Here is a 22,381-nt window from a genome sequence, read left to right as displayed (position 1 = left end):
ACTCCTGGCGTGCGTCGCGCGCCCTACACTCGATCTCATGAGTGCATCAGGCGGCGGCAAAGCGATCATCGCGGCGTTCCTCGCGAACATGGGCATCGCCCTGGCGAAGTTCCTCGCGTGGTTCCTGTCCGGGTCGGCCTCGATGCTCGCGGAGGCGATCCACTCCGTCGCCGATTCCGGCAACCAGCTGCTGCTCCTGCTCGGCGGACGCAAAGCCAAGAAGGCGGCCGACAAGGAGCATCCGTTCGGGCACGGCCGGGAGCGCTACGTCTACGCCTTCGTGGTCTCGATCATCCTCTTCAGCGTCGGCGGCCTCTTCTCGATCTACGAGGGCGTCGACAAGCTGACCCACCCGCACGAGCTCGAGAACGCGTGGATCCCGCTCACGGTGCTGGTGATCGCGATCGGGCTGGAGAGCTTCTCCCTGCGGACCGCGGTCAAGGAGAGCAACCACATCCGCGGCAAGGGCCAGTCGTGGGTCTCGTTCGTCCGCCACGCGAAGGCGCCGGAACTGCCGGTCGTGCTGCTGGAGGACATCGCCGCGCTCACCGGTCTCACCTTCGCGCTGCTGGGCGTCGGACTCACCGTGATCACGGGCGATTCGGTCTGGGACGCCGTCGGAACCCTGGCGATCGGCACGCTGCTGATCCTGGTGGCGGTCACCCTGGGCATCGAGACGAAGAGCCTGCTGGTCGGCGAAGGCGCGACCGACGCCGACTACGACCTGATCGTGACGGCGATCCAGACGGGTCCCGAGGTCGAGAAGCTGATCCACATCAAGACGCTCTATCTCGGCCCCGATGAGCTGATGGTCGCCGCGAAGCTCGGCTTCGCGCCGGAGAAGTCGCTCGCCGAGGTCGCCGCCGAGATCGACATCATCGAAGCACGGGTGCGCGCCGCGGTGAGCACCGTGGGCCCGATCTATCTCGAGCCCGACGTCTACCACGACGACGGCGGACCCACGCCGAGCACCGACGCCATCGTCGTGCAGTCCGAGAACTGAGGCGGCGCGCAGCGATGCCGATCGAGTACTGCACCTTCACCGAGCCTCAGCAGGGCTCCACCTACGACGAGCAGCTGGCCTTCGCCCGCGCAACGGAGGCCGCCGGGTTCGACGGGTTCTTCCGCTCCGACCACTACATGCGGATGGGCGCCGGCGATCCGCTCCCCGGCCCCACCGACGCCTGGACGACGCTGGCGGGCCTCGCCCGCGAGACCTCGCGGATCCGCCTGGGCACCCTGGTCTCCTCAGCGACGCACCGGCTTCCCGCGGTCCTGGCGATCCAGGTCGCGCAGGTCGACGCGATGTCGGGCGGCCGCGTCGAGCTCGGGCTGGGCACCGGCTGGTTCGAAGCCGAGCACCGCGCCTATGGCATCCCCTTCCCGGAGAAGCGGTTCGACCTGTTCGAAGAGCAGCTGCAGATCATCTCCGGCCTCTGGCGGACGCCGGTCGGCGAGACGTTCGACTTCGACGGCGCCGCCTACACGCTGTCAGAATCGCCGGCCCTTCCCAAGCCGGTGCAGCACCGCGTGCCGATCATCATCGGCGGCGCGGGCCCGCGCCGCACGCCGGATCTCGCAGCGCGCTACGCCACCGAGTACAACATCGGCTTCCGCCCCGAAGCCGACATCGTCGCCGCGTTCGCCCGCGTGGCCGCGGCGTGCGAGCGGGTGGATCGGGACCCCGGCACCCTCAAGCGCTCGGTCGCGCTGCCGACCATCGCCGCCCCGGACGAGGCGCAGCTCGCTCGCCGGGCCGGGGCGACCGGACGCTCGTTGGACGAATTCCGCGACGGGACCAATCTCGCCGGGAACGCAGGAGAGATCCTCGAACGGGTCCACCGGCTCATCGAGATCGGCGCGCAGCGCATCTACTTCCAGACCGTGGACATGCGTGACCTCGATCAGATCGCCTACCTCGGCGCGGAGGTCCTTCCGCACCTGCCCCGCTGACCCGGCGCTCGCGGATCGCGTCAGCGGCGCGTCGAGAAGAACGCACGAAGCAGAGCGGATGCCTCATCCCCGCGCACTCCCGCGACCACCTCGGCCCGGTAGGGCAGCCGTCGATCCCGGACGACGTCGTACATCGAACCCGCGGCTCCGGCCTTCTCGTCCCACGCGCCGAAGACCAGCCGCGAGATGCGGGACTGCAGCACCGCGCCAGCGCACATCACGCACGGCTCGAGCGTGACGGTCAGGGTGCAGCCCTCGAGGTTCCAGCCGCCCCGTGCGAGCGCCGCCTGGCGCAGCGCGACGACCTCGGCGTGGGCGGTCGGATCGTGCTCGAGCTCGCGGCGGTTGCGGCCTTCGCCGATCACCGTGCCCGCGGCATCCGTCACCACCGCGCCGACGGGGATCTCGCCCACGGCGGCGGCGCGCGCAGCCAGCGACAGCGCGCGCTCCATCACCGCGTCGTCGGAATCGGATGCCGGGAGTGCCACCGCCCCAGCGTAGGACGCACCTCGACGCGTGCCATAACCTGTGCGTATGCGCCTGCACGTCGCCGACCACCCGCTCATCACCCATAAGCTCACCGTTCTGCGCGATCGGAACACCCCTTCGCCGGTGTTCCGTCAGCTGACCGAGGAACTGGTCACCCTACTGGCCTACGAGGCCACACGGAGCGTGCGGGTGAGCCCTCACGAGATCCAGACTCCGATCACGACGACCGTGGGAGTGAAGATCAGCGAGCCGCGGCCCCTCGTGGTGCCGATCCTGCGGGCAGGTCTCGGCATGCTCGACGGCATGGTGAAGCTGCTGCCCAGCGCTGAGGTCGGCTTCCTCGGCATGGCGCGCAACGAGGAGACGCTCGAGCCGACGACGTACGCCGAGCGCCTCCCCGAAGACCTCAGCGATCGGCAGTGCTTCGTCCTGGATCCGATGCTGGCCACCGGGGGCTCGCTCGGAGCGGCGATGGAGTTCCTGTTCCAGCGGGGCGCGCGCGATGTCACGGCGATCTGCCTCCTCGGCGCCCCGGAAGGCGTCGCCGCGATCGAGAAGCAGGTGGAGGGGCGCGACGTCACCCTCGTGCTTGGCGCGCTGGATGAGCGGCTGAACGAGAAGGGCTACATCGTGCCCGGCCTCGGCGACGCGGGCGACCGGCTCTACGGCACGGTCTGAAGCGAGGAAGCCGTCCTCACCTCGCCGGTGCGAACGCCGGTGCCGACGATCGCGATGGGCGTCGCCTCGCGCCCGTTGAAGCGGGTGGCGGTCACCGACGTGTAGGCACCCATCGCGGGGCTGGCGAGCAGGTCGCCCACTCGGAGATCGGGCAGCAGCACTTCGCGGGCGATGACGTCGGCGGAGTCGCACGTCGGGCCGGCCAGGGTCGCCCAGCGATGGGCTGCGTCCGCCGGGGGGCACGCGTCGAGGTCGCGCAGCGCGAAGACGAGCGGATGCACGTCCTCGGCGATCACGTTCGAGTACGAGCCGTAGACGCCGTCGTCGAGGTAGTACCAGCGCCCATCCGGCCGCTCGGCGACGCCGACCACACTCGTGACGAGCGTCATCGCCTCCGCCGCGAGGATGCGCCCCGGCTCGGCGAGGATCCGCAGCCGGTCGGCGCGTGGTTCCAGGACGGACCGGATGCGATCAGCCAGCGTCTCGAGGTCCGTGACGGCGGCGTCATAGGCGACCGGGAATCCCCCGCCGATGTCCAGCGTGTCCAAGCGCACCGGCAGTATCGCCTCCAGCCGGTCCAGAAGGCGCAGCGTTCGTTCGATCGCCGTGACGAAGCGACCGGGATCATCGAGTTGACTGCCAACGTGGAAGCTGAAACCACAGACGCGGATGCCGCGTTCGAGCGCGCGGATCACGAGGCGCTCCGCCTCGAACGGGCCCAGTCCGAACTTGCTGGACAGGTCGCTCTTGGCATTCGGGCTGCGGTACGCGAGCCGCACCAGCAGACGGACGTCTTCGGGTGCGCCGGCGAACTTCTCGAGCTCGGTCTCATTGTCGACCACGAACGTTCGGATGCCGTCGGCGATCGCGGCGCGGATCTCAGACGGCTTCTTGATCGGATGCGTGTGAATGATGCGGTCACGCGGCACGCCTGACACGAGCGTCAATTCCTCGCCGGTGGCGACATCGAAACCGCAGCCCTCCTCGGCGAGCGCGTCGATCACCGCGGGATGCGAGAGCGCCTTGACCGCGTAGTGGAAGGCCACGAACGGCAGTGCGGCCTCGAGGCGCCGGTACTGGCGGCGCACCCGCTCGGGGTCCAGCAGCAGCACCGGCGTGCCGTGCAGTGCGATCGCGGCATGCGCGATGTCGGAGCGGACGAGGGCGGCGGTCTCGGCACGACGGACCTGGTCGAGGGTGCGTTCGCGGCGTGCCTGTGCGCGCGTCCGGGTTCGCTCGGTCACGGCTTCTCCTCGGCGGATCGCCGATCCCGCAGACCGGTCTTCGCGGTGATCGTGAAGGCGCCTGCGGCGATCGCATAGAAGATGATGTCGGCGAACACCTTGCCCGCCAGCAGCCCCCACAACGGGTCGGGAAGCAGCCAGACGCCGACCATCAGAGCGGCGGGACGGATGAGCAGCGTGTCCAGCAGTTCGGCCGCACCGAACTCGGCCACCAGCAGCAGGAACGTGCGACCTGCCGCACGACGCCAGTTCGACGAGATCGGCGCCTGCTCGGCGTAGATCGTGATCGCCAGCACGACGTAGAACCCGACGGTCTCTCCGAGCAGCGCCGCGATCGCGATCAGCGCCGACGAGTCCGTCCAGATGGTGACCGTGAGCCCGGCGAGGATCATCGCCGCCGTCCCGACGATCTCGGCGGGCAGGTAGCGGACGATCCAGAAGACGATCCCCCGACGACGCCGTGCCGGCAGGGTCGGCGCGCCCGCCGGCTCGCGGGAATCCGCGGCGGGGTCGGCGCCTTCTTCGAGGCCTGATCCGGTTCCGGCGGCGATGCTGCTCATGTCACACTCCTGTCCGCAGAAAGGAGTGCGCGGCAGGCGCAGTGATACGTGCAGTCGCGACCGGCGCGGCCGGGAGCCCGGCGACACCCCGGGAATGGAGCGGCCGCGGCATCCACCCCTCGCCGAACGGATGCCACGGCCCGCGTCTATGGTGGGACGCTCTGCCTAGGCTACGGCGCAGGTCGACTCGGGCCGACGGGGTTGACAGGCGCTATCGCGGCGTCTAGGTGTACCCGGCTGTGACGTTGGTGACGGTTCGGGACTTGCGGTGAGGAGAACCTCCGGGGCTTAGTGGAAGTGCTTACGTTCCCTAGTCTCCCCGGAGGTTCCCATGGCCCACGGTAATGCTCGGTTGAATATCCACGGACGGACCCTGTTGATAACTCGGGTCATTCATGATGGGCGCCCTCTCGCTCATGTCTCCCGAGAGCTCGGGCTCTCGCGTCAGTGCGCGCATCGGTGGGTGTCCAGGTTCCGGCTGGAGGGCGCGGCCGGGTTGGTGGATCGGTCGTCCCGGCCACGGTCGATGCCGCGGCGCACGCCAGTCGAGATCGAGCAGCGGGTGCTCGCGTTACGCGCTCAGCTGCGGCAAGGTCAGGACCGGATCGGGCCGGTCGCTGGGGTTCCAGCCCGCACGGTCGGAGCGATCCTGCGCCGCCACGGCGTCCCACGGTTATCGGAATGCGACCCGTTGACCGGGCAGATCATCCGCGCCTCGAAACAGACCGCCGTCCGATATGAACGCTCCCGCCCCGGTGAGCTGGTGCATATGGACGTGAAGAAGCTGGGCCGTATCCCCGACGGCGGCGGGTGGCGCGCCCACGGCAGAGCGGCCGGCGATACCGCCGCTCACAAGAAGGCTCGGATCGGCTTCGACTACGTCCACTCGATCATCGATGACCACTCCAGGCTTGCGTACTCCGAGATCCACCCGGACGAGAAGGGGCCAACCTGCGCTGGGTTCCTTGCCCGCGCTGCCGCGTACTTCGCCGTGCACGGCATCCCCCGCATCGAACAGGTCATGACCGACAACCATTTCAGCTACCGGCTCTCACACGACGTCCAGGCCGTGCTCCGCACGCTCGGCGCGAAACACGTCCTCATCCGCCCGCACTGCCCCTGGCAGAACGGGAAGGTAGAACGCCTGAACCGCACTCTGCAAACCGAGTGGGCCTACCGGCAGGTCTTCCCCTCAAACACCGCCCGCACCAACGCCCTCGCACCCTTCATTGAGCACTACAACACCGAACGCCACCACACCGCCATCAACGGCACACCCCTCAGCAGAGTGTTACCCACGTGACTGCTGAGTACATCTAGGAACCGTCACCGAGGACGGGGGCCTGCGGGGGCTTGCGCCCGGTCTCCTGCTCCCAGAACTCCAGCTGCTGGGTGAGGGCCTTGGCCAGTTCGAAGACCTGCTCGGGAGGAATGCGGATGCGGCTGACCACGCGCGCAGGCACGACCGTGCGCCGCTCACCCGTCTCGGGATCGACCACCTCGGCGGGCGGCTTGGCCAGCGTGAGGAAGTCCATCACGAAGACCGTCGGCGTATGCCACACGTTGGCGAAGTCGGCGTAGGCGCCGCCGATCAGTTCAGGCGGCAGATCGATCTCGAATTGACGCTCGTCGGCCATGGTGCTCCTTCGTTTCGGCGAGTCTACGACGCGCCGTTTCCGCTCAGGCCCGGCCGACCAGACGCGCGAATCCGCTCAGTCGTGCCACCCCTTCGGGAGTGCGCGGGAGGTCATCGAGCAGCCCCGGTGAGTAGATCAGATATGCCGTGTGCATGGCCCGCGAGATGGCGACATTGAGGCGGTTGCGCAGCAGCAGGAACTCGAGGCCGCGGGGTGCGTCGCGGCCGGACGACGCCGCCAGCGACACGATCGCCACTGCCGCTTCCTGTCCCTGGAAGCGATCGACCGTCCCCACCGGGATCTCGGGCAACCCCGCCGCGGCGAGGGCCTCTTCGACGGCGACCTGCTGCGCGTTGTACGGCGTCACCACGATGATGTCGGCCTGTGCGAGCGGGCGGGGCCGGAGAGGTTCGGATTCGCCGGCGTCGCCGATGCGGATGCCGGTCCACTCGCGCCCCAGAAGGTCGCGCACGATGTCGACCACCGCCGCGGCCTCCTCGGCCGACTGCGTGGCGTTGCCCGTGTGACGCACCGGCCGGGCGAGCAGTCCGGGCTGCACGCCGACCAGCGCCCGGCGTGCAGTCGCGGGGTGTGATGCCAGCTCCCCCCGGTACGACAGCGTCGAGACGGGCGCCGCGACCTCCGGATGCATGCGCCAGGTGCGGGCGAGGAAGTAGCCGAACTCGGGCGGAACGACGTCGGAGCCGTCCATCACCCAGCCCAGCGCCGACGTGTCGACCGGTTCGGGGTGGGTCCCCTGGCTCACCTGCGGCAGCTGCTGCGGATCTCCGAGCAGCAGCAGCCGGGGCGCCGCCAGCGAGACGGCGATCGTGGAGGCGAGCGAGAACTGCCCGGCCTCGTCGATCACCAGCAGGTCGAGACTCTGTCGCGGGATCCGCGCCTCGTGCGCGAAGTCCCACGCGGTCCCGCCGACGACGAAGCCGCTCGCCGCGTGCTCGGCGGTGAAGCCGGCCATGCCGTTCTTGGCGATCGCGGTGTACGGGATGCCAGGCGCCGTCGGATCCTTCGGCGCCTTTCCCACCTGTGCAGGCGCGACGCCTGCGGCCACGATACGGCCGAGCATGTGCTCGACGACGGCGTGGGACTGCGCGACGACGCCGACCCGGTAGCCGTGCTCGGCGACGAGCCGAGCGATGACGTGCGACCCGACGTACGTCTTGCCGGTACCCGGAGGGCCCTGCACGGCGAGATAGCTGTGGTCCAGGCGCAGCACTGCACGGACGATCGCGTCGACGTCGTCGCCACCCGACGGCGGCAGAGCGCCGGCCGGGTTGGACGTACCGACCGAGGGGAGGGTGCGCGGTGGGCGTCGCAGCAGGATGTCGGTCGCGGCCCCGGGTGGCAGTTCCGGCGCCGCGGCGAGAATCCCGTCCGCCCACTCGTCGATGGCGGCCTGCTGGCGGCCGGCACTGGGCGGAGCCTGCGGACTCAGCGCGATCGGCAGCTCGTCCCACGTGTTGCCGTCGACGGCGAGCTCTTCGACGATCGCGCCGTCGTCGAGGACGTCGACCACGGTCACAGTTCGAGTCCCGTGGATCCAGCGCGGCTTCGCCTCGAACGGGAACGGGGCGGGCAGCTCGTAGAGCGCGAAGGGGTTGGATCCTTCGCTCAGCCGCGTGCCCGGCGCGAGCTCGCCGCGCAGCTGCACCAGCCGGCGCTCGCTCCTGCCCTCCGGGTGGTGCCAGTCCTCGAGGACACGCGAACGCGCCTGGTCGACGGCCACGACGTCGCGGGTCTCCTCCCAGAGCGACATGGGCTCGCGCAGGCGGAGGAAGTGCGTCGCCCAGAAGGATTTCGCCTCGCGCGGGTAGTAGTCGATCGCGGCCGCGCCGAGGCGCAGACAGGCCGACTCGGCAGCCTCGGCCGGCCATGCCTGGGCCAGGTCGGCGAGCGCGACGGCGCGCGGCGACGGCTCATACGAGCGCTCATCCGGATCCTGATTCGGCGTCGGGCGCATGCCCGTCTCCCGCGCGCGCTCGACGAGCCAGTCACGCAGGCGTCGCGTGGACACGCAGTCGTACCGGTTGTAGTCGGCCAGGTCGTCGAGGATCGCGGCGGCCGCGGCATCCGCCCCCTCATCCTGCAGCGCACGCGCCTCCACATAGCGCACGATCGAGTCGTCGCCCTTCTGCACATCACTCGTGCGCACGTCCTCGCCCATGTAGAGCGGCTCGAGCTTCTTGATGGAGTACGAGCGGGATCCGACCCGAAGGGCGCGCCGCACGACCGGGTACAGGTCGACGAACACGCCGTCGCGCAGCAGGCGATCCACTTCAGCCTCGCGGGTGCCGTAACGCGCCGCCATCGTGAGCAGATGGGTCGGCTCGTACGGCGCGTAGTGGTAGATGTGCATGTCGGGGTGGGCGCTTCGGTGCACGGCGACGAAGTCGAGGAAGGTCTCGAGCGCCACCCGCTCCTCGGCGAAGGAATGCGCCCACAGTGCGCTGTACTGCTCGCGCTCGTCCACCCAGCCGAACAGATAGTCGATCCCCCACACGGTCGTCTCGCCCGCGCCGGGCAGCTCGGTATAAAGCGGGTCGCCCTCGAAGTCGAAGAAGAGGTCGCCGTGGTCGGGGCGAGGCAGCGCACCAAGGGCCTGCGGCGCGACGACCACGTACGGTGGCACGGCCGGAGCCTCGTCGGGATGCGCACCGATGATGCTTCCGGTGCCGGCCGGCGCGCTGAGCTGCAGCCGGGCCTGTGTGCTGAGCATCTCGACCACATCGGGGTTCATGCCTCTGGGTGGCGCTTCGAGATCGGCGAGCTCGTCGATGGTCGTCGTTCCTGCCGCACGAAGCCGCTCGCGCTGGATCGGACGCATGCCGGCCACCAGCAGCAGATCACGCGATGCAACGACCTCGGCGTCGCAGGTCGCACACCTGCCGCAGGCGACGACGCTCAGCTCACCCCGGTCATCGCCCCAGGCGATCGCGGGCCACTGCGTCCCGAGATCGAGCCGGCGGTCGGCGATGAGCGCCTGCAGACGCTCGCGACGCAGGGTGAACACCGGCATCAAGTCGTCGACGGCATGTACGCTCACGCTGCCGTCGCCCAGCAGGAGCTCCACCCGGTCGGCGCGGGGCACGCCGAGCCGGTCCAGCTGATCGGCGTATGCCGCGAGCTGCATGAGCGCGGTCACGCGCGCGGAACGGGCGAGCTTGGAGTCCTGGACGATCCACCTCCCGGCCTCGTCGCGCACCAGGAAGTCGGCGAAGCCGACGAACTCGGCGGTGGAGAAGGCCGCCTGGAAGATCACATCGGCGTCGGAGGCCAGTGCTGCGTCCGTCTGGGCCACCGCGGCGGCAAGCCCCGCGACATCGGATGAACGGGTCTCCGAGATCTCGACCACTCCGCCGCCGAAACGCTCGCGATAGGCGACCAGGACCCGCAGCTCGTGCTCGCCGCCGAGCCTGCCGGCTCGCTCGAGGGTCTCGTCGACCGGCTCCTCCACGGCGGCCACCCGGCCCAGACGCGCGTCGATCGCACGCAGCCATGCGAACTCGCATTCGGCGGCGGCCTTCAGATCGCTGGCACTCCAGACGATCCGACCTTCACCTTCGATGTATCGCATGCCCGCCTTCCCCTCACGACCATAGCCGCGCTCACCGACACCGGTCGGCCCAGCGCGATGCGCGCCGCGAGTGCACGACCTGTCGGCGATTGCACGGGTTCACCGACGGCGCCACCTCGTGCACTCGGGGCGAAGCCGTGCACTCGACGAGCGGGTGCTGACAGACTGGGCCCATGAGTCTCCCGTTCGAAAGTGCGTACCGGCACGGCTTCGCGCGGATCGCGGCCTGCACCGTCCCGGTCGCCATCGCCGATCCGGCCACGAACACCGAGACCGTCCTGAAGGCGGCGCGGCAGTGCGACATCGACGCGGTCGCGGTGGCCGTCTTCCCGGAGCTGTGCCTGACCGGCTACGCGATCGACGACCTCGTCCTGCAGGACGCCGTGCTGGATGCGGTCGTGACCGGCATCGAACGCCTCGTCGAGGCATCCGCGGACCTGCTTCCGGTCCTCGTGGTGGGCGCGCCGCTTCGCCATCGCAGCCGCCTCTACAACTGCGCCGTCGTGATCCACCGCGGCGAGCTGCTCGGGGTCGCCCCCAAGTCGTACCTTCCCACCTACCGCGAGTTCTACGAACGCCGCTGGTACGCCCCAGGCGACGACCAGGTCGGGCAGGACATCCGCATCGGTGCGCTCGAAGCCCCGTTCGGTCCGGATCTGATCTTCGAGGCGCTGGACGTCCCTGGCCTGGTCGTGCATGCCGAGGTCTGCGAAGACGTCTGGGTGCCGATCCCGCCGTCCTCGTCCGCGGCGCTGGCCGGGGCGACGGTGCTGGTGAACCTCTCCGGCAGCCCGATCACGATCGCCCGGGCGGAGGATCGCAAGATCCTGTGCCAGTCGCAGTCGCTGCGCTGCCTCGCCGCATACGCGTATGCCGCCGCCGGAATCGGAGAGTCGACGAACGACCTGTCGTGGGACGGTCAGACGATGATCTACGAGGGCGGCACGCTCCTGGCCGAGACCGAGCGGTTCCCGGACGGCCCGCGGTCCTCGATCGCCGACGTCGACCTCGACCGGCTGCGCCAGGACCGGCTCCGCCAGGGGACGTTCGATGACAATCGTCGCGCCGAGCACTCCGACGCGATGTTCCGCACCGTCCACTTCGAGCTGGCTCCCCCGACGCGCGACATCGGCCTGCGCAGGGCACTGGACCGGTTCCCGTTCGTGCCCGACGACCCGGCCCGCCTTGCTCAGGACTGCTACGAGGCGTTCAACATCCAGGTCTCCGGGCTCGTCCAGCGCCTCGAGGCGATCGGTCGACCCAAGCCGGTGATCGGTGTGAGCGGCGGTCTCGACTCCACCCACGCACTGCTGGTGATCGCCCGCGCGATGGATCGGATGGGCCGCCCGCGCAGCGACATCCTCGCGTACACGATGCCCGGATTCGCGACCTCGGATCACACGAAATCCAACGCCATCGCCCTGTCGGAGGCGATCGGGGCCTCCATCGAGACGATCGACATCCGGGACGCCGCGACCGAGCTGCTCTCCAAGATCGGTCACCCGTTCGCCGACGGCGAGCCGGTGCACGACGTCACGTTCGAGAACGTGCAGGCGGGCCTGCGGACCGATTTCCTCTTCCGCCTGGCAGGTCACAACGGTGGACTGGTGATCGGCACGTCCGATCTGTCCGAGCTCGCACTGGGCTGGGCGACGTACGGCGTCGGCGACCAGATGAGCCACTACGCCGTCAACACGGGCGTGCCCAAGACACTCATCCAGCACGTCATCCGGTGGGTGATCGCGGACGGGCAGGTGGCCGAGGGCACGGCATCCGTCCTCCAATCGGTCCTGGACACCGAGATCAGCCCGGAGCTGGTGCCGGCGGGTCAGGACGGGCAGATGCAGTCCACGGAGACGCGCATCGGACCGTACGCCCTCCACGACTTCACGCTGTTCCACATCCTGCGGTTCGGAATCCGGCCGTCAAAGATCGCCTTCCTCGCATCGCGGGCGTGGGCGGACGCGGATGCCGGAGCCTGGCCGCCCGGATTCCCCGAGGACGAGCGGTTCGCATACGACCTGCCGACCGTCGCGAAGTGGCTGCGGGTGTTCCTGCAGCGGTACTTCGCGTTCGCGCAGTTCAAGCGTTCTGCGATCCCGAACGGGCCGAAGGTGTCGCCGGCCGGGTCGCTCTCGCCGCGCGGAGACTGGCGGGCACCATCGGACGGCAACGCGAGCGCGTGGCTGGCCGAGCTGGATGCGGCGCTTCCCGACCTCGCATCCTGAGGATCCCAGCCGAGTCGGGCGGCGATGCCGTCAGGAGTGTCGAGCAGCACGGATTGCATGGTCTCACCTCGTCGCGCGGGCGCGTCCCGCCTGGTCTCATCCTGCTCCTGCCGGGCTTCGAGCGTCGGAGGATTGCACGAACGTCGGAGGATTCCCCGCGGATGCTCCGACATTCGCGACATGCTCAGACGATCGGATGCCTCGTCCCGGCGCGCGGCTGACGTCGCGGGGCAGCAGTGCAAGGATGAGCCCATGGCCAGACGCGCGACCGTCGTCGGCAGCGGCCCCAACGGGCTCGCGGCCGCGGTCGCACTCGCGCGCGCAGGCTACCAGGTGCGGGTGCTCGAGGCGTCCGGCACCGCGGGCGGCGGCGTGCGCACTGCGGAGTCCACCCTCCCCGGCTTCCGCCACGACGTCGGATCGGCGGTGCACCCGGCTGCGCTCACCTCTCCCTTCCTCCGCGCCTTCGGCCTCCGCGAGCGCGTCGAGTGGATCGAGCCGGAGATCTCCTACGCCCACCCGCTCGACGGCGGTCGCGCCGCCATCGCCTGGCGGGACATCGAGCGGACCGCGCACGACCTCGGCCGCGACCGGAACGCGTGGCTCGCGCTCGTGCGCCCGCTCAGCGCGCACCTGGACGCGGTGGTCGAGTTCACCGGATCACAGCTGCTGCGGGTGCCCCGGCATCCGATCACGACCCTCCGCTTCGGCCTTCGCGCCCTCCAGGTGGGCACCCGACTCGGACGGCGCACGCTCGCCACCGAGGAGGGCGCTGCACTGCTGTCGGGGGTGCTCGCGCACGCGAACACTCCGCAGCCCTCGATCGGCGGGGCCGCCTCAGGGCTGTTCCTGGCCGCGCACGGACACGCCGGCGCGGGTTGGGCCTACCCCCGCGGCGGCGCCCAGTCGATCGCGGACGCGCTGATCGCCGACCTCGTCGCGCACGGCGGCGAGGTCGTGACCGACGCAGCGGTCACCACCCTCGTCGACCTGGACTGGGGGGATCCCGCCGAGGGAGACCTCCTGCTCCTGGACACCTCGCCGCGGCTCGTCCTGACCCACCCCGACGTGCCGGCGGGTTATGCCGGCGCGATCCGCCGCTACCGCTACGGGCCGGCCGCGGCGAAGGTCGACTTCGCCCTGGACGGCCCGATCCCGTGGAGCAACGCGGAGGTCGCCCGCTCCCCAACGGTGCACCTCGGCGGTACGCGGGAGGAGGTCGAGGCGAGCGAGAACGCGGTCGCCCGCGGCCGGATGACCGATCGACCGTACGTCCTGGCCGTGCAGCCGTCGGTCCTCGATGCCACCCGCGCGCCGGCGGGCAAGGCGGTGCTCTGGGCGTACATCCACGTGCCCGCAAATTCGACGCTGGATCCGACCGAGCTCGTGACCCGCCAGGTCGAGCGGTTCGCGCCCGGCTTCCGCGATCGCATCCTCGCCTCGCAGGCGATGACGGCCATGCAGCGGGCGTTGTTCAATCCAAGCGACATCGGCGGCGACATCCTGGCCGGTGCGTTCACCTTCGCACAGGCGATCCGCCGCCCGGTCGTCTCGACGACGCCGTGGCGGACGCCGTTGCGCGGCATCTACCTCGCCTCGGCCGCGACACCGCCCGGCCCGGGCGTGACGGGGATGCCCGGCTGGTACGCCGCCCGTCAGGCCCTCGAGGACGGCATCGGGATGCGACTCGAGCCGACGGACCTGTTCGGGTCCTAGCGGCGGAGCGCAGATGGACGGCTTCAGCGCTGGAGACTTCGAGTTCGCGCGGCAGGTGCTGCAGCGAGGCATCGCGATCCTCTACCTCGTCGCCTTCGTCTCGACGTTGAACCAGTTCCGGCCGCTCCTGGGCGAACGCGGGCTGCTTCCCGCTCCGGAGCTGCTGGCGTGGGCCCGACGCGTCGAGGTGCGCAGCGACGGCAAGGCTCGCGCCGGACGGCTGCTCCGCCCGACGCTGTTCCGCTGGGTGCGCTACACCGATCGGCGCCTCACGGCGCTCTGCATCGGCGGGATCACCGTCGCTGCCGCACTGCTGGCGGGGCTGCCGCAACTCGGTCCGCCGGTGGTGCCGATGATCGCGTTCCTGCTCCTGTGGCTGGCGTACATGTCGATCACGAACATCGGTCAGACCTTCTACGCCTTCGGCTGGGAGATGCTGCTGCTGGAAGCCGGCTTCCTCGCGGCGTTCCTCGGCTCGGACTCGCAGCCTCCGCCGACCGTGGTGATCGTGCTGTTCTGGTGGCTGGTCTTCCGGTTGGAATTCGGCGCGGGGATGATCAAGATCCGCGGCGGTCGTGAATGGCGCGACCTCACGGCGCTGATGTACCACCACGAGACCCAGCCGATGCCAGGGCCGCTCAGTCGCCAGGCGCACCTGCTGCCCCGCTGGTTCCACCGCGCGGAGGTCGTCGGCAACCATGTCGCCCAGCTGATCGTGCCGTGGTTCCTCTTCGCTCCGATCCTCGGGCTGTGGATCCCCGGACCCGTACCCGCCGTCATCGGCGCCACCGCGGCGGCCGTCGTGATCGCGACGCAGCTGTGGCTGATCGCCACGGGCAACTTTGCCTGGCTGAACTGGGCGACGGTGGTCATCGCCGTCTCCGCGATCGGGATTCCGGGCATCGGCACCCCCTCCGGTCCCGCGGCCGCGTTGCCGCTGTACTGGCTGATCGTCACGAGCGCCGTCGGTGTGCTGTACGTCGTGCTCAGCTGGCCGGCGCTTCGGAACCTGTTCGCGCACCGCCAGCTCATGAACGCGAGCTTCAATCGGTGGCAGCTGGCGAACGCCTACGGCGCGTTCGGCACGGTGACGAGGGAGCGGATCGAGATCGTCGTGGAAGGCACGATGGACGAGGAGCCGGATGCCGCGTCCTGGCGTGAATACGGGTTAAAAGGCAAGCCCGGCGACCTGCGACGCATCCCCCGGCAGTTCGCGCCGTACCATCTGCGCCTGGACTGGCTGATGTGGTTCCTTCCGCTTGGCCATTCGCTCGACGACTGGTTCACGACCTTCCTCGTGGCGCTCCTGGAGGCCGACCGGCCGACGCTGCGCCTGCTGGCCGATGACCCGTTCGACGGTGAGCGGCCGCGCTGGGTGCGCGCCGTCTCGTACCACTACAGGTTCAGTACCCGCGCCGAGTACCGCCGAAACCGCCGGCGGTGGGTGCGCGACCGGCGGCGGGACGTGCTGGGGCCCATCGGACTGCGGCGGTGAGCTCGCCACGCCGCGGCGCACCGCAGGCACCTGGGACAATGGAGGCATGAAGCTCCTCGTCGCGGCCCTCGAGGCCGAACTCGTCGCGTTCCCGGCCGACCTCGAAGGCTTCGACCGCCTCATCACCGGTCCCGGGAAGATGCAGGCCACCTACGCCCTGACCCGCGCGCTGGATGCCGCACCGTACGACGAGATCGTCGTGGTCGGCACTGCCGGGGCGATCGATCCGCTTCTGGACGGCACCGTCTACGAGATCGAAGCGGCCATCCAGCACGATGTCACCGACATCGACGGCATCGTCGGACAGCATGTCTCGCTGCCGTCGCGGGTGGCGTCGGGCCGCGAGGGCGTCACGATCGCGACCGGCGACCACTTTGTCGATGACGCCACCGCAGTCGGTGTCATCCGTCCGCTCGGTGCGGGGCTGGTCGACATGGAGACCTATTCGTACCTGTGGGTCGCGGAGCAGTTCGGCGTCCCCATCCGAGTGCTCAAGTCGATCTCCGACCGTGCGCAGAACGATGCGATCACCGACTGGCGTGCCACCGTCGCCGCGTGCAGCGAGCAGCTGCGCGAATGGGTCCTCGAGGAGTACGGCGTCTGAGACGCCGCTACGAGGCGTCGTCGCCGCGCGTGAAGAGCATGCGCAGGACGAAGAAGACGATCACCGCCACGACCGCGACCACCAGCAGCTTGCCGATGAACCAGAGCAGCGAGAACAGGATGTTCACCAGGAACCACGCGATGACGATCGCGACGATGACTCCGACGACGGTCCAGATCGAGCTCTTGTTCACCGTTCCAGCCTAAGCGGGCGATCCAACCGCTTCGACCGAGGCCAGCATCCCCTGCCGGATCACGCTCGGGCCGGATGCCGTGGCCTCGACCCGCAGTTGCGCGGGCAGCTGCTCCTTCATCGCCTCGACGTGGCTGATCACGCCGACGGTGCGCCCGCCCTGGCGCAGCTCGTCGAGCGTGCGCATGGCCAGATCCAGCGTCTCGGCATCCAGCGAGCCGAACCCCTCATCGACGAAGAGGGTGTCGAGGCGGATGCCGCCGGCGCGCGCGGTCACGACTTCGGCAAGCCCCAGGGCCAGGGCGAGTGAGGCCAGGAACGTCTCCCCACCGGATAGGGACTGCGGCGGCCGAGTGCGGCCGGTGTACGCGTCGAGCACCTCGAGGCCGAGTCCGGACGCGCCGTTGCGGACCGCCACGGCGTCGCTGTGCTGCAGGCGGTACCGGCCCGACGACATCTCGTCGAGCCGGAGGTTGGCCGCTGAGACGATCTCCTCGAGCTCAGCGGCGAGCACGAAGGTCTCCAGATCCATCCGGCTCGCGGTGCGACCGGCGATCGCGTTCGCGAGGCCCGAGACCAGGTCGTACGCGGCGCTGAGGGTCGCGGTCTCGGCGTGCGCCCTCGCGATCCGCCGCGCGAGCTGATCGAGCCGCGTCGCGGCCTCGGCAGCGCGTGCGGCAGCGGCTGCGGCGTCCCGCCACACGGCTCGCGCCGCAGCCACGGAGGCTCCCACGATCTCGACGTCGATGAGCTCTTCGGGCGCCCCGGCGAGCTCGAGTTCGAGGTCGCGCAACCGGTCGCGCTCGGTCGCCAGGCTCACGTCGTGCCGGCGGATGCTGCTGGTGAGCGCCTCGCGCGTCGCGGCGTCACGCAGGGCGGCGGTCGCCTCGTCTGGGTGTGAGAAGTCGGATGCCGCGACCCTGGCGTTCAGATCGTCCTGAGCGGCCTGCGCGGCGGCGTCGCGGACGAGCCGCACCTCGAGCGCGTCCGCCAGTTCGCGGGCGAGGCGGCGGCGACGGGTGACCGCCTCGATCCGTGCGGCGACCGACGCGTGCTCGCCGCGGGCGCCGTCGATCAGCGCCTGGAGGGTGGCGACCCGCTCGTCGGCCACCGCGACGCCCTCCCGAGCGGTGGCGAGGTGCGCACTGAGTGCCTCGAACTCCTCCTGCACGGCGGACTGCAGTTCCGCGAGCGCGTCGCGCAACTCGATGAACTCTGCGCGTCTGGCGACCGCGGCCCGCGCACGGAGGGTCGCGGCCGTCGCGTCGATCAGGGCGGCCTCGAGGTCGTCGATCGACGCACCCCCGGCCTTCACATCGGCGTCAGCGTGCAGCGTGCGGGCCGCGCGGGCTGCCGCCGAGGCCGTCGATTCGCGCGCAGCGGACTCCTCCTTGCGCTTCTCGGCGTCGGCGATCATCTCGGCCGTCACAGGCTCGTCGTCGTGCCGGGCGGGCTGCGGGTGCTCGAGTGCACCGCACACGGCACACGGCTCCCCGTCCACCAGAGATTCGGCCAGCTCACCGGCGAAGCCGGACAACCGTCGCCGGAGGAGGCTCGTCACCTCGGCGATCGCCTTCTCGAGCGCGGCGAGGGCGGCCGCATGCGCCTTCTCGGCGTCCCGCAGTTCGGCGGCGCGGCCGGCAGCGTCGTGTGCGGCCACGAGCCGCTGCCCAAGGGTCAGCTCCGCGGCTCGCGCCGACTCGAGGGTGATTTCGGCACCGTCGAGACGGCCCGTCTCGGCCTCGATCGCCGCGCGCTGTTCGGGCATCGCCGCCCGCTGCGCGGCGAGCTGGGCCAGAGCGGACTCGGCCTCCGCCACGTCGATGCGGGAGCGTGCCGCAGCCTCGCGCGCATCGCGCAGCGCCGGCTCCTGATCGGCCGCGGCCTGCCACAGCGTCAGATCGCCCGTGAGGTCGTCGATCAGCGTCCGGAGTGCGGCGGTGTCGGATCCGGACGCATCAGGACCGGACGCACCGGCCGGTCCGGCCGCGGATTCGCCCATGCTCCAGACCGCTCGCGCGGCCTCTTCGGCGTGGATCGCGCGCTCCGCGTCGTCTCGCGCGCGATCCGCCGTCTCGATCGTGGCGCGGAGAGCCTCGGCGGCGGTGGCCTGCGCGAGCTCGATCCGGTCGGCGGCGACAAGGGCCTCGGCGCGCTCGAGTTCACGCAGCGCGGCTCGCGATCGTGCGCGCTCGCCCTGACGCGCCCGGAGTGCGGTCAGGGCGGCCAGTTCGGTCGCTGCGATCGCATGTGCATCTTCGGCGGCGTCCGCCTCGCGGCCGAGTGTGTCGGCTCGATACGCGGCCCGTTCGACCGCCCGCTCCACGGCCGCCTGCGCTGCGGTGGTGCCTTCGATCTCGACCGGGCCGGGATCACCGATCGGCTCCTGCGCACCGGCACTCCCGGGATCACTCTCGCCACCGACGCCGTGCTCGTCGATCAGCAGTCGGGCTTCGGCCAGCAGCATCCGCACACCGTCGTCACCGCGGTCCAAGGCTCGGGCAGCGACCTTGCGGCGCTCCTCGAAGGCGACCTGGTGGTCCTGGTAGACGCGCGTGCCGAACAGCGTGCGCAGCACACTCTGCCGCTCGTCGTTCTTCGCAAGAAGGAACTGCGCGAAGCGCCCCTGCGCCAGCAGGATCACCTGCAGGAACTGCTGCTGGTTGAGTCCGACGATCTCATCGAGCAGGTGCGCGACCTCGCGGGGCTTCGCCGCGCGCGTCCGCCACTCTCCGTCGACGAGCTCATCGAGCTGCGCCGCGTGCGGCACCGTCGTGAGTCCGGCGCCGCGTGCCTTCGGACGCTCGTAGTCGGGTGAGCGGGTCACCCGCCACCGGCTCCCGCCCGTGGTGAACTCGAGGGCGACTCGCGTCGCGTCCTCGGGGGTGCTGTGATCGCTGCGGACGCGCTTCTCGGACGCCTCGTACCGCGGCACACTGCCGAACAGCGCGAAGCACACCCCATCGAGGATGCTGGACTTGCCCGACCCGGTGCGGCCCGCGATCAGGAAGATGCCGTCGTCGTCGAACGCGTCGAAGTCGACGCGCTGCGCGTCGCGGAATGGACCGAAGCCCTCCAGGTCGAGGCGGTGCAGCTTCACGGCTGAATCCCGCGGCCCGCGGCGCTCACGCCGTCACCTCGGCGACGACCTTCTCGTCGAGCACGTCGCCGATCAGTTCCCGCTCGGCGTCGTTCGCTCCCACGCCGTTGCGCACGTGCACGAGGAACGCGTCGACGAGTTCGGCGTCATTGCGGGTCTCGCGGACACGGCCCGCGTAGGTCTGCTCCGCAGGCACGTGGCGCACATCCGGAGCGTGCGCGACCTGCGCGCACCAGCCGAAGCGGGCCTGCAGTCGGCGCATCGGATCGCTCTGCGGCGCGGCATCCGTATACCTGGCACGCACCCACGACTGCTCGGCGTCGGCGAACCGCGCATCCTCCAGCAGCTCGGCAAGGGTGGCGGTGAGCGTCACGAGCGGCCGGGGCACCGGCAACTCGAGCCATTCGACCGACCCGAGCCCCGCGGCATCCAGCTCGACCAGCCACGACCCGCGGGGCTTGCGCTCCTCGCCGAAGCTGTAGTGCAGCGGGGCACCCGCATAGCGGACGCCCTCGGCAAGCCGCTGACGCCCGTGGATGTGCCCCAGCGCGACATAGTCCATCCCGTCGAACGCCGACAGCGGCACGACGTCGAGGCCGCCCTGCTGGATGTCGCGCTCGAGGTGCGGCGTGGCCTCCACACCCGCTGCGAAGCAGTGCGCGATCGCGATCGATCGCCCGCTGCGCGCCCCGAGGTCGGCGCGGACGAGCTCCATGGCATGGGTGAGGGCCTGTGCCTGCGTGCGCAGTTCGACCCCGCGCCAGGTGTGCCGCACGATCGCCGGCTCGAGGTACGGGATGCCGTAGATGTGCACCGGCCCATGCTCGTCTTCGAGGGTGAGCGGGATGCCGACGGCGCGAGGATCGGTCAGGACCCAGATGCCCTCGCGCAGCAGGGCGGACTGGAAGCCCAGTCGGGCCGCCGAATCGTGGTTCCCGCTGGTGACCACCACACGCGCGCCGGTCTCGCGCAGGGCCACGAGGGTGTCGGTCAGCAGGGTGTAGCAGGCTGCGGCCGGCGTCGCGGAGTCGAAGATGTCACCGGCGACGATCACCAGATCGACCTCGTTCTCGCGCACCTGGGCGGTGAGGGCTTCGAGCACGCCGCGGAGCGCATCGAGCGTGGCGTGGCCGTGGAACGACCGCCCGATGTGCCAGTCCGAGGTGTGCAGGATGCGCATGCTCACACGCTAAGCGCGACGTGCGACATCCTTCCCGAGGCGGGCGGGCGGTTCGCTGATCGCGAATCAGGCAGCCGAGATCAGCGGATGCCGCGCCGCGCCGTCACCGCTTCTTCTTGCGACGCCGCGAGCTCAGATCCACGATCGAGATCAGGAAGGCCAGCGCGATGAACAGCGCGACGGCGATCATGCCGTAGGCGTAGGCGTCGTGATAGACGACGATGTCGGGGTTGCCGCCGCCCTCGCGGTAGATCGTCGCGTAGAACAGCGACAGCGCGACGGCCGTGCCGACCGCGGTACCGATCCGCTGTCCGAGCTGACCGATCGATCCCGCGACGCCGCCGTGCTTGACGGGGATGTCCTGGAGGGTCAGCGTCTGGTTGGGCGAGATCACGAGGCCGCCCCCGATGCCGCCGATCACCATCACGCCCGCCATCACCCAGGCGACCCATTGCTCTGGGACGAACAGCGCCGCCGCGGCGAGACCGACCACGCACAGGAGAACAGCAGCCAGCCCCCACACCACGACCGGCCGGCCGTAGGTGCCGACGATGTTGCCGCCGATCCACGAGAAGATCGCGCTCGCCAACGCGAACCCGATGGTCACCATACCGGCGAAGACGGGCGGAAGCCCGACGCCCGTCTGCAGGAACAGGGTCGTCAGGAGGAACAGCGCAGGCAGCGCGGTGAAGTACGCCGCCATGAGCAGCGTCCCGTTGCGGTAGGAGGTCGTCTTGAACAGCGCGAACCGGATGAGTGGCTGCTTGTCCTGCGACTCGTAGTGGCGCTCCCACGCGACGAACGCGCCGGCGAAGAGCACGAAACCGACCAGCAGCCACCACCGCCGCGGGTCATCGTCGGGCGAGCCGGTCGTGAACAGGAACGGCCACATCAGCGAGAGCACCGCGAGACCGAACAGGACGACGCCGAACGAGTCGAACGACAGCGGCCTGCGCGAGCGGGTGCGCGTGCTCGGCAGCACCCAGACCGCGAGCGCGATGGCCAGAAGCCCGAGTGGCACGTTCATCCAGAAGATCCAGCGCCAGCCGTCGGTGGGTCCGCCCAGAGCGATGAGCAGGCCGCCGAGCGTCGGGCCGAACGCCGTCGCGACGCCGATGGTCGCGCCGAAGAGACCGAACGCGCGACCGCGCTCCTTGCCCTGGAACAGCTGCTGGATCAGTCCCAGCACCTGCGGCATCTGAATGCCCGCCGCGACGCCCTGCAGCAGTCGCGCGACAAGCAGCATGATCGGGTTGATCGCGATCGCGCAGACGAGGCTCATCACGGTGAACAGCGACAGGCCGACGATGAACAGCGTCCGTCGCGAGCGCTGGTCGCCGAGCCGTCCCATGGGAACCAGCACCAGGCCGAAGGTGAGCACGTAGCCCGACACGATGAGCTGCAGTTCGGTCGAGCCCGCACCCAGCGCCGATTCGATCGACGGAAGCGCGACGTTCACCTTCGACAGGTCGAGGATCGTGATCGCCGCGACCGTGACGCACACCCAGAATGCGCGCCAGCGCTGCGGGGTGCTCAGGACGATGTCGGTGGTGGGCGGATGCGGATCGCCGGCCGGCCCCTTCGGAGGGAGGGTGGCGTTCGGGCTGGTTGCGGGGGCGGATTCCGACATCGCTGTCAGGCTATCCGGCGATCGGATACCGCGGGCGGGCCTTGCGCTGCGTCGCGAGTTCTGCAGCGGGGCCCGGCTCGGCT

Annotated in this window: 17 protein-coding genes; 8 read left to right on the top strand and 9 right to left on the bottom strand. The window is 70.2% G+C overall.

Annotated features, from left to right (window positions below; all coding sequences use genetic code 11):
• The first annotated feature begins 37 nt into the window (after positions 1 to 37).
• Positions 38 to 1,003: a cation diffusion facilitator family transporter gene (locus BLT19_RS05990; protein WP_091487667.1), complete on the top strand. Its 966-nt coding sequence runs from the start codon at positions 38 to 40 to the stop codon at positions 1,001 to 1,003.
• A gap of 20 nt (positions 1,004 to 1,023) precedes the next feature.
• Complete coding sequence (locus BLT19_RS05985; RefSeq protein WP_091493411.1) at positions 1,024 to 1,953, top strand: LLM class F420-dependent oxidoreductase; 930 nt, start codon at positions 1,024 to 1,026, stop codon at positions 1,951 to 1,953.
• 20 nt (positions 1,954 to 1,973) lie between these two features.
• Here the strand turns inward: BLT19_RS05985 and tadA are convergent, their stop codons facing one another.
• Positions 1,974 to 2,441, bottom strand: a complete 468-nt coding sequence (tadA, locus tag BLT19_RS05980) for a tRNA adenosine(34) deaminase TadA (RefSeq protein ID WP_407939817.1) — start codon at positions 2,439 to 2,441, stop codon at positions 1,974 to 1,976.
• A 46-nt stretch (positions 2,442 to 2,487) separates the two neighbouring features.
• Between tadA and upp the strand changes: the two genes are divergently transcribed.
• Positions 2,488 to 3,120 carry a uracil phosphoribosyltransferase gene (upp, locus tag BLT19_RS05975; RefSeq protein WP_091487664.1) on the top strand — a complete coding sequence of 211 codons (633 nt, stop codon included), beginning with the start codon at positions 2,488 to 2,490 and terminating at the stop codon, positions 3,118 to 3,120.
• Here upp and BLT19_RS05970 read toward each other — a convergent pair.
• The gene (locus BLT19_RS05970) at positions 3,105 to 4,364 is read right to left on the bottom strand and encodes a type III PLP-dependent enzyme (RefSeq protein ID WP_091487661.1); all 1,260 of its coding nucleotides are present in this window, start codon (positions 4,362 to 4,364) and stop codon (positions 3,105 to 3,107) included. The genes upp and BLT19_RS05970 overlap by 16 nt on opposite strands.
• The gene (locus BLT19_RS05965; protein ID WP_091487659.1) at positions 4,361 to 4,924 is read right to left on the bottom strand and encodes a hypothetical protein; all 564 of its coding nucleotides are present in this window, start codon (positions 4,922 to 4,924) and stop codon (positions 4,361 to 4,363) included. Before BLT19_RS05965 ends, BLT19_RS05970 begins: the two co-directional genes overlap by 4 nt.
• A gap of 331 nt (positions 4,925 to 5,255) precedes the next feature.
• Here BLT19_RS05965 and BLT19_RS05960 point away from each other — a divergent pair, with 331 nt between their 5' ends.
• Positions 5,256 to 6,227, top strand: a complete 972-nt coding sequence (locus BLT19_RS05960) for an IS481 family transposase (RefSeq protein WP_091487656.1) — start codon at positions 5,256 to 5,258, stop codon at positions 6,225 to 6,227.
• Between the two features lie 13 nt (positions 6,228 to 6,240).
• On the opposite strand, the gene BLT19_RS05955 is transcribed toward BLT19_RS05960, so the two are convergent.
• Positions 6,241 to 6,561 carry a DUF3467 domain-containing protein gene (locus BLT19_RS05955; RefSeq protein ID WP_091487654.1) on the bottom strand — a complete coding sequence of 107 codons (321 nt, stop codon included), beginning with the start codon at positions 6,559 to 6,561 and terminating at the stop codon, positions 6,241 to 6,243.
• Positions 6,562 to 6,604: 43 nt separating this feature from the next.
• Positions 6,605 to 10,153 carry a TM0106 family RecB-like putative nuclease gene (locus BLT19_RS05950; protein ID WP_091487651.1) on the bottom strand — a complete coding sequence of 1,183 codons (3,549 nt, stop codon included), beginning with the start codon at positions 10,151 to 10,153 and terminating at the stop codon, positions 6,605 to 6,607.
• A gap of 173 nt (positions 10,154 to 10,326) precedes the next feature.
• Here BLT19_RS05950 and BLT19_RS05945 point away from each other — a divergent pair, with 173 nt between their 5' ends.
• From BLT19_RS05945 to BLT19_RS05930, 4 genes are all read left to right on the top strand, one after another.
• Positions 10,327 to 12,381 (top strand): NAD(+) synthase, encoded by a 2,055-nt coding sequence (locus BLT19_RS05945; RefSeq protein ID WP_091487649.1) that lies wholly within the window; start codon positions 10,327 to 10,329, stop codon positions 12,379 to 12,381.
• A gap of 252 nt (positions 12,382 to 12,633) precedes the next feature.
• Positions 12,634 to 14,097, top strand: a complete 1,464-nt coding sequence (locus BLT19_RS05940) for a phytoene desaturase family protein (protein WP_091487647.1) — start codon at positions 12,634 to 12,636, stop codon at positions 14,095 to 14,097.
• Between the two features lie 13 nt (positions 14,098 to 14,110).
• Positions 14,111 to 15,592 carry a lipase maturation factor family protein gene (locus tag BLT19_RS05935; RefSeq protein WP_091487645.1) on the top strand — a complete coding sequence of 494 codons (1,482 nt, stop codon included), beginning with the start codon at positions 14,111 to 14,113 and terminating at the stop codon, positions 15,590 to 15,592.
• Between the two features lie 46 nt (positions 15,593 to 15,638).
• Positions 15,639 to 16,196 (top strand): phosphorylase family protein, encoded by a 558-nt coding sequence (locus BLT19_RS05930; RefSeq protein ID WP_091487642.1) that lies wholly within the window; start codon positions 15,639 to 15,641, stop codon positions 16,194 to 16,196.
• A 7-nt stretch (positions 16,197 to 16,203) separates the two neighbouring features.
• On the opposite strand, the gene BLT19_RS05925 is transcribed toward BLT19_RS05930, so the two are convergent.
• The 4 genes from BLT19_RS05925 to BLT19_RS05910 form a co-directional block, all read right to left on the bottom strand.
• Complete coding sequence (locus BLT19_RS05925; protein ID WP_091487640.1) at positions 16,204 to 16,389, bottom strand: hypothetical protein; 186 nt, start codon at positions 16,387 to 16,389, stop codon at positions 16,204 to 16,206.
• Positions 16,390 to 16,398: 9 nt separating this feature from the next.
• Complete coding sequence (locus BLT19_RS05920) at positions 16,399 to 19,488, bottom strand: AAA family ATPase (protein WP_091487637.1); 3,090 nt, start codon at positions 19,486 to 19,488, stop codon at positions 16,399 to 16,401.
• 25 nt (positions 19,489 to 19,513) lie between these two features.
• Complete coding sequence (locus BLT19_RS05915; RefSeq protein WP_091493403.1) at positions 19,514 to 20,668, bottom strand: exonuclease SbcCD subunit D; 1,155 nt, start codon at positions 20,666 to 20,668, stop codon at positions 19,514 to 19,516.
• 103 nt (positions 20,669 to 20,771) lie between these two features.
• Positions 20,772 to 22,298, bottom strand: coding sequence for an MFS transporter (locus BLT19_RS05910; RefSeq protein WP_091487635.1), 1,527 nt, complete (start codon positions 22,296 to 22,298; stop codon positions 20,772 to 20,774).
• Positions 22,299 to 22,381: the final 83 nt, after the last annotated feature.

The organism is Microbacterium pygmaeum (assembly GCF_900100885.1).
GTDB lineage: Bacteria > Actinomycetota > Actinomycetes > Actinomycetales > Microbacteriaceae > Microbacterium > Microbacterium pygmaeum.
The sequence above is the reverse complement of the archived record's forward strand: the minus strand, read 5'-3'. Positions and strand labels throughout refer to the sequence as shown.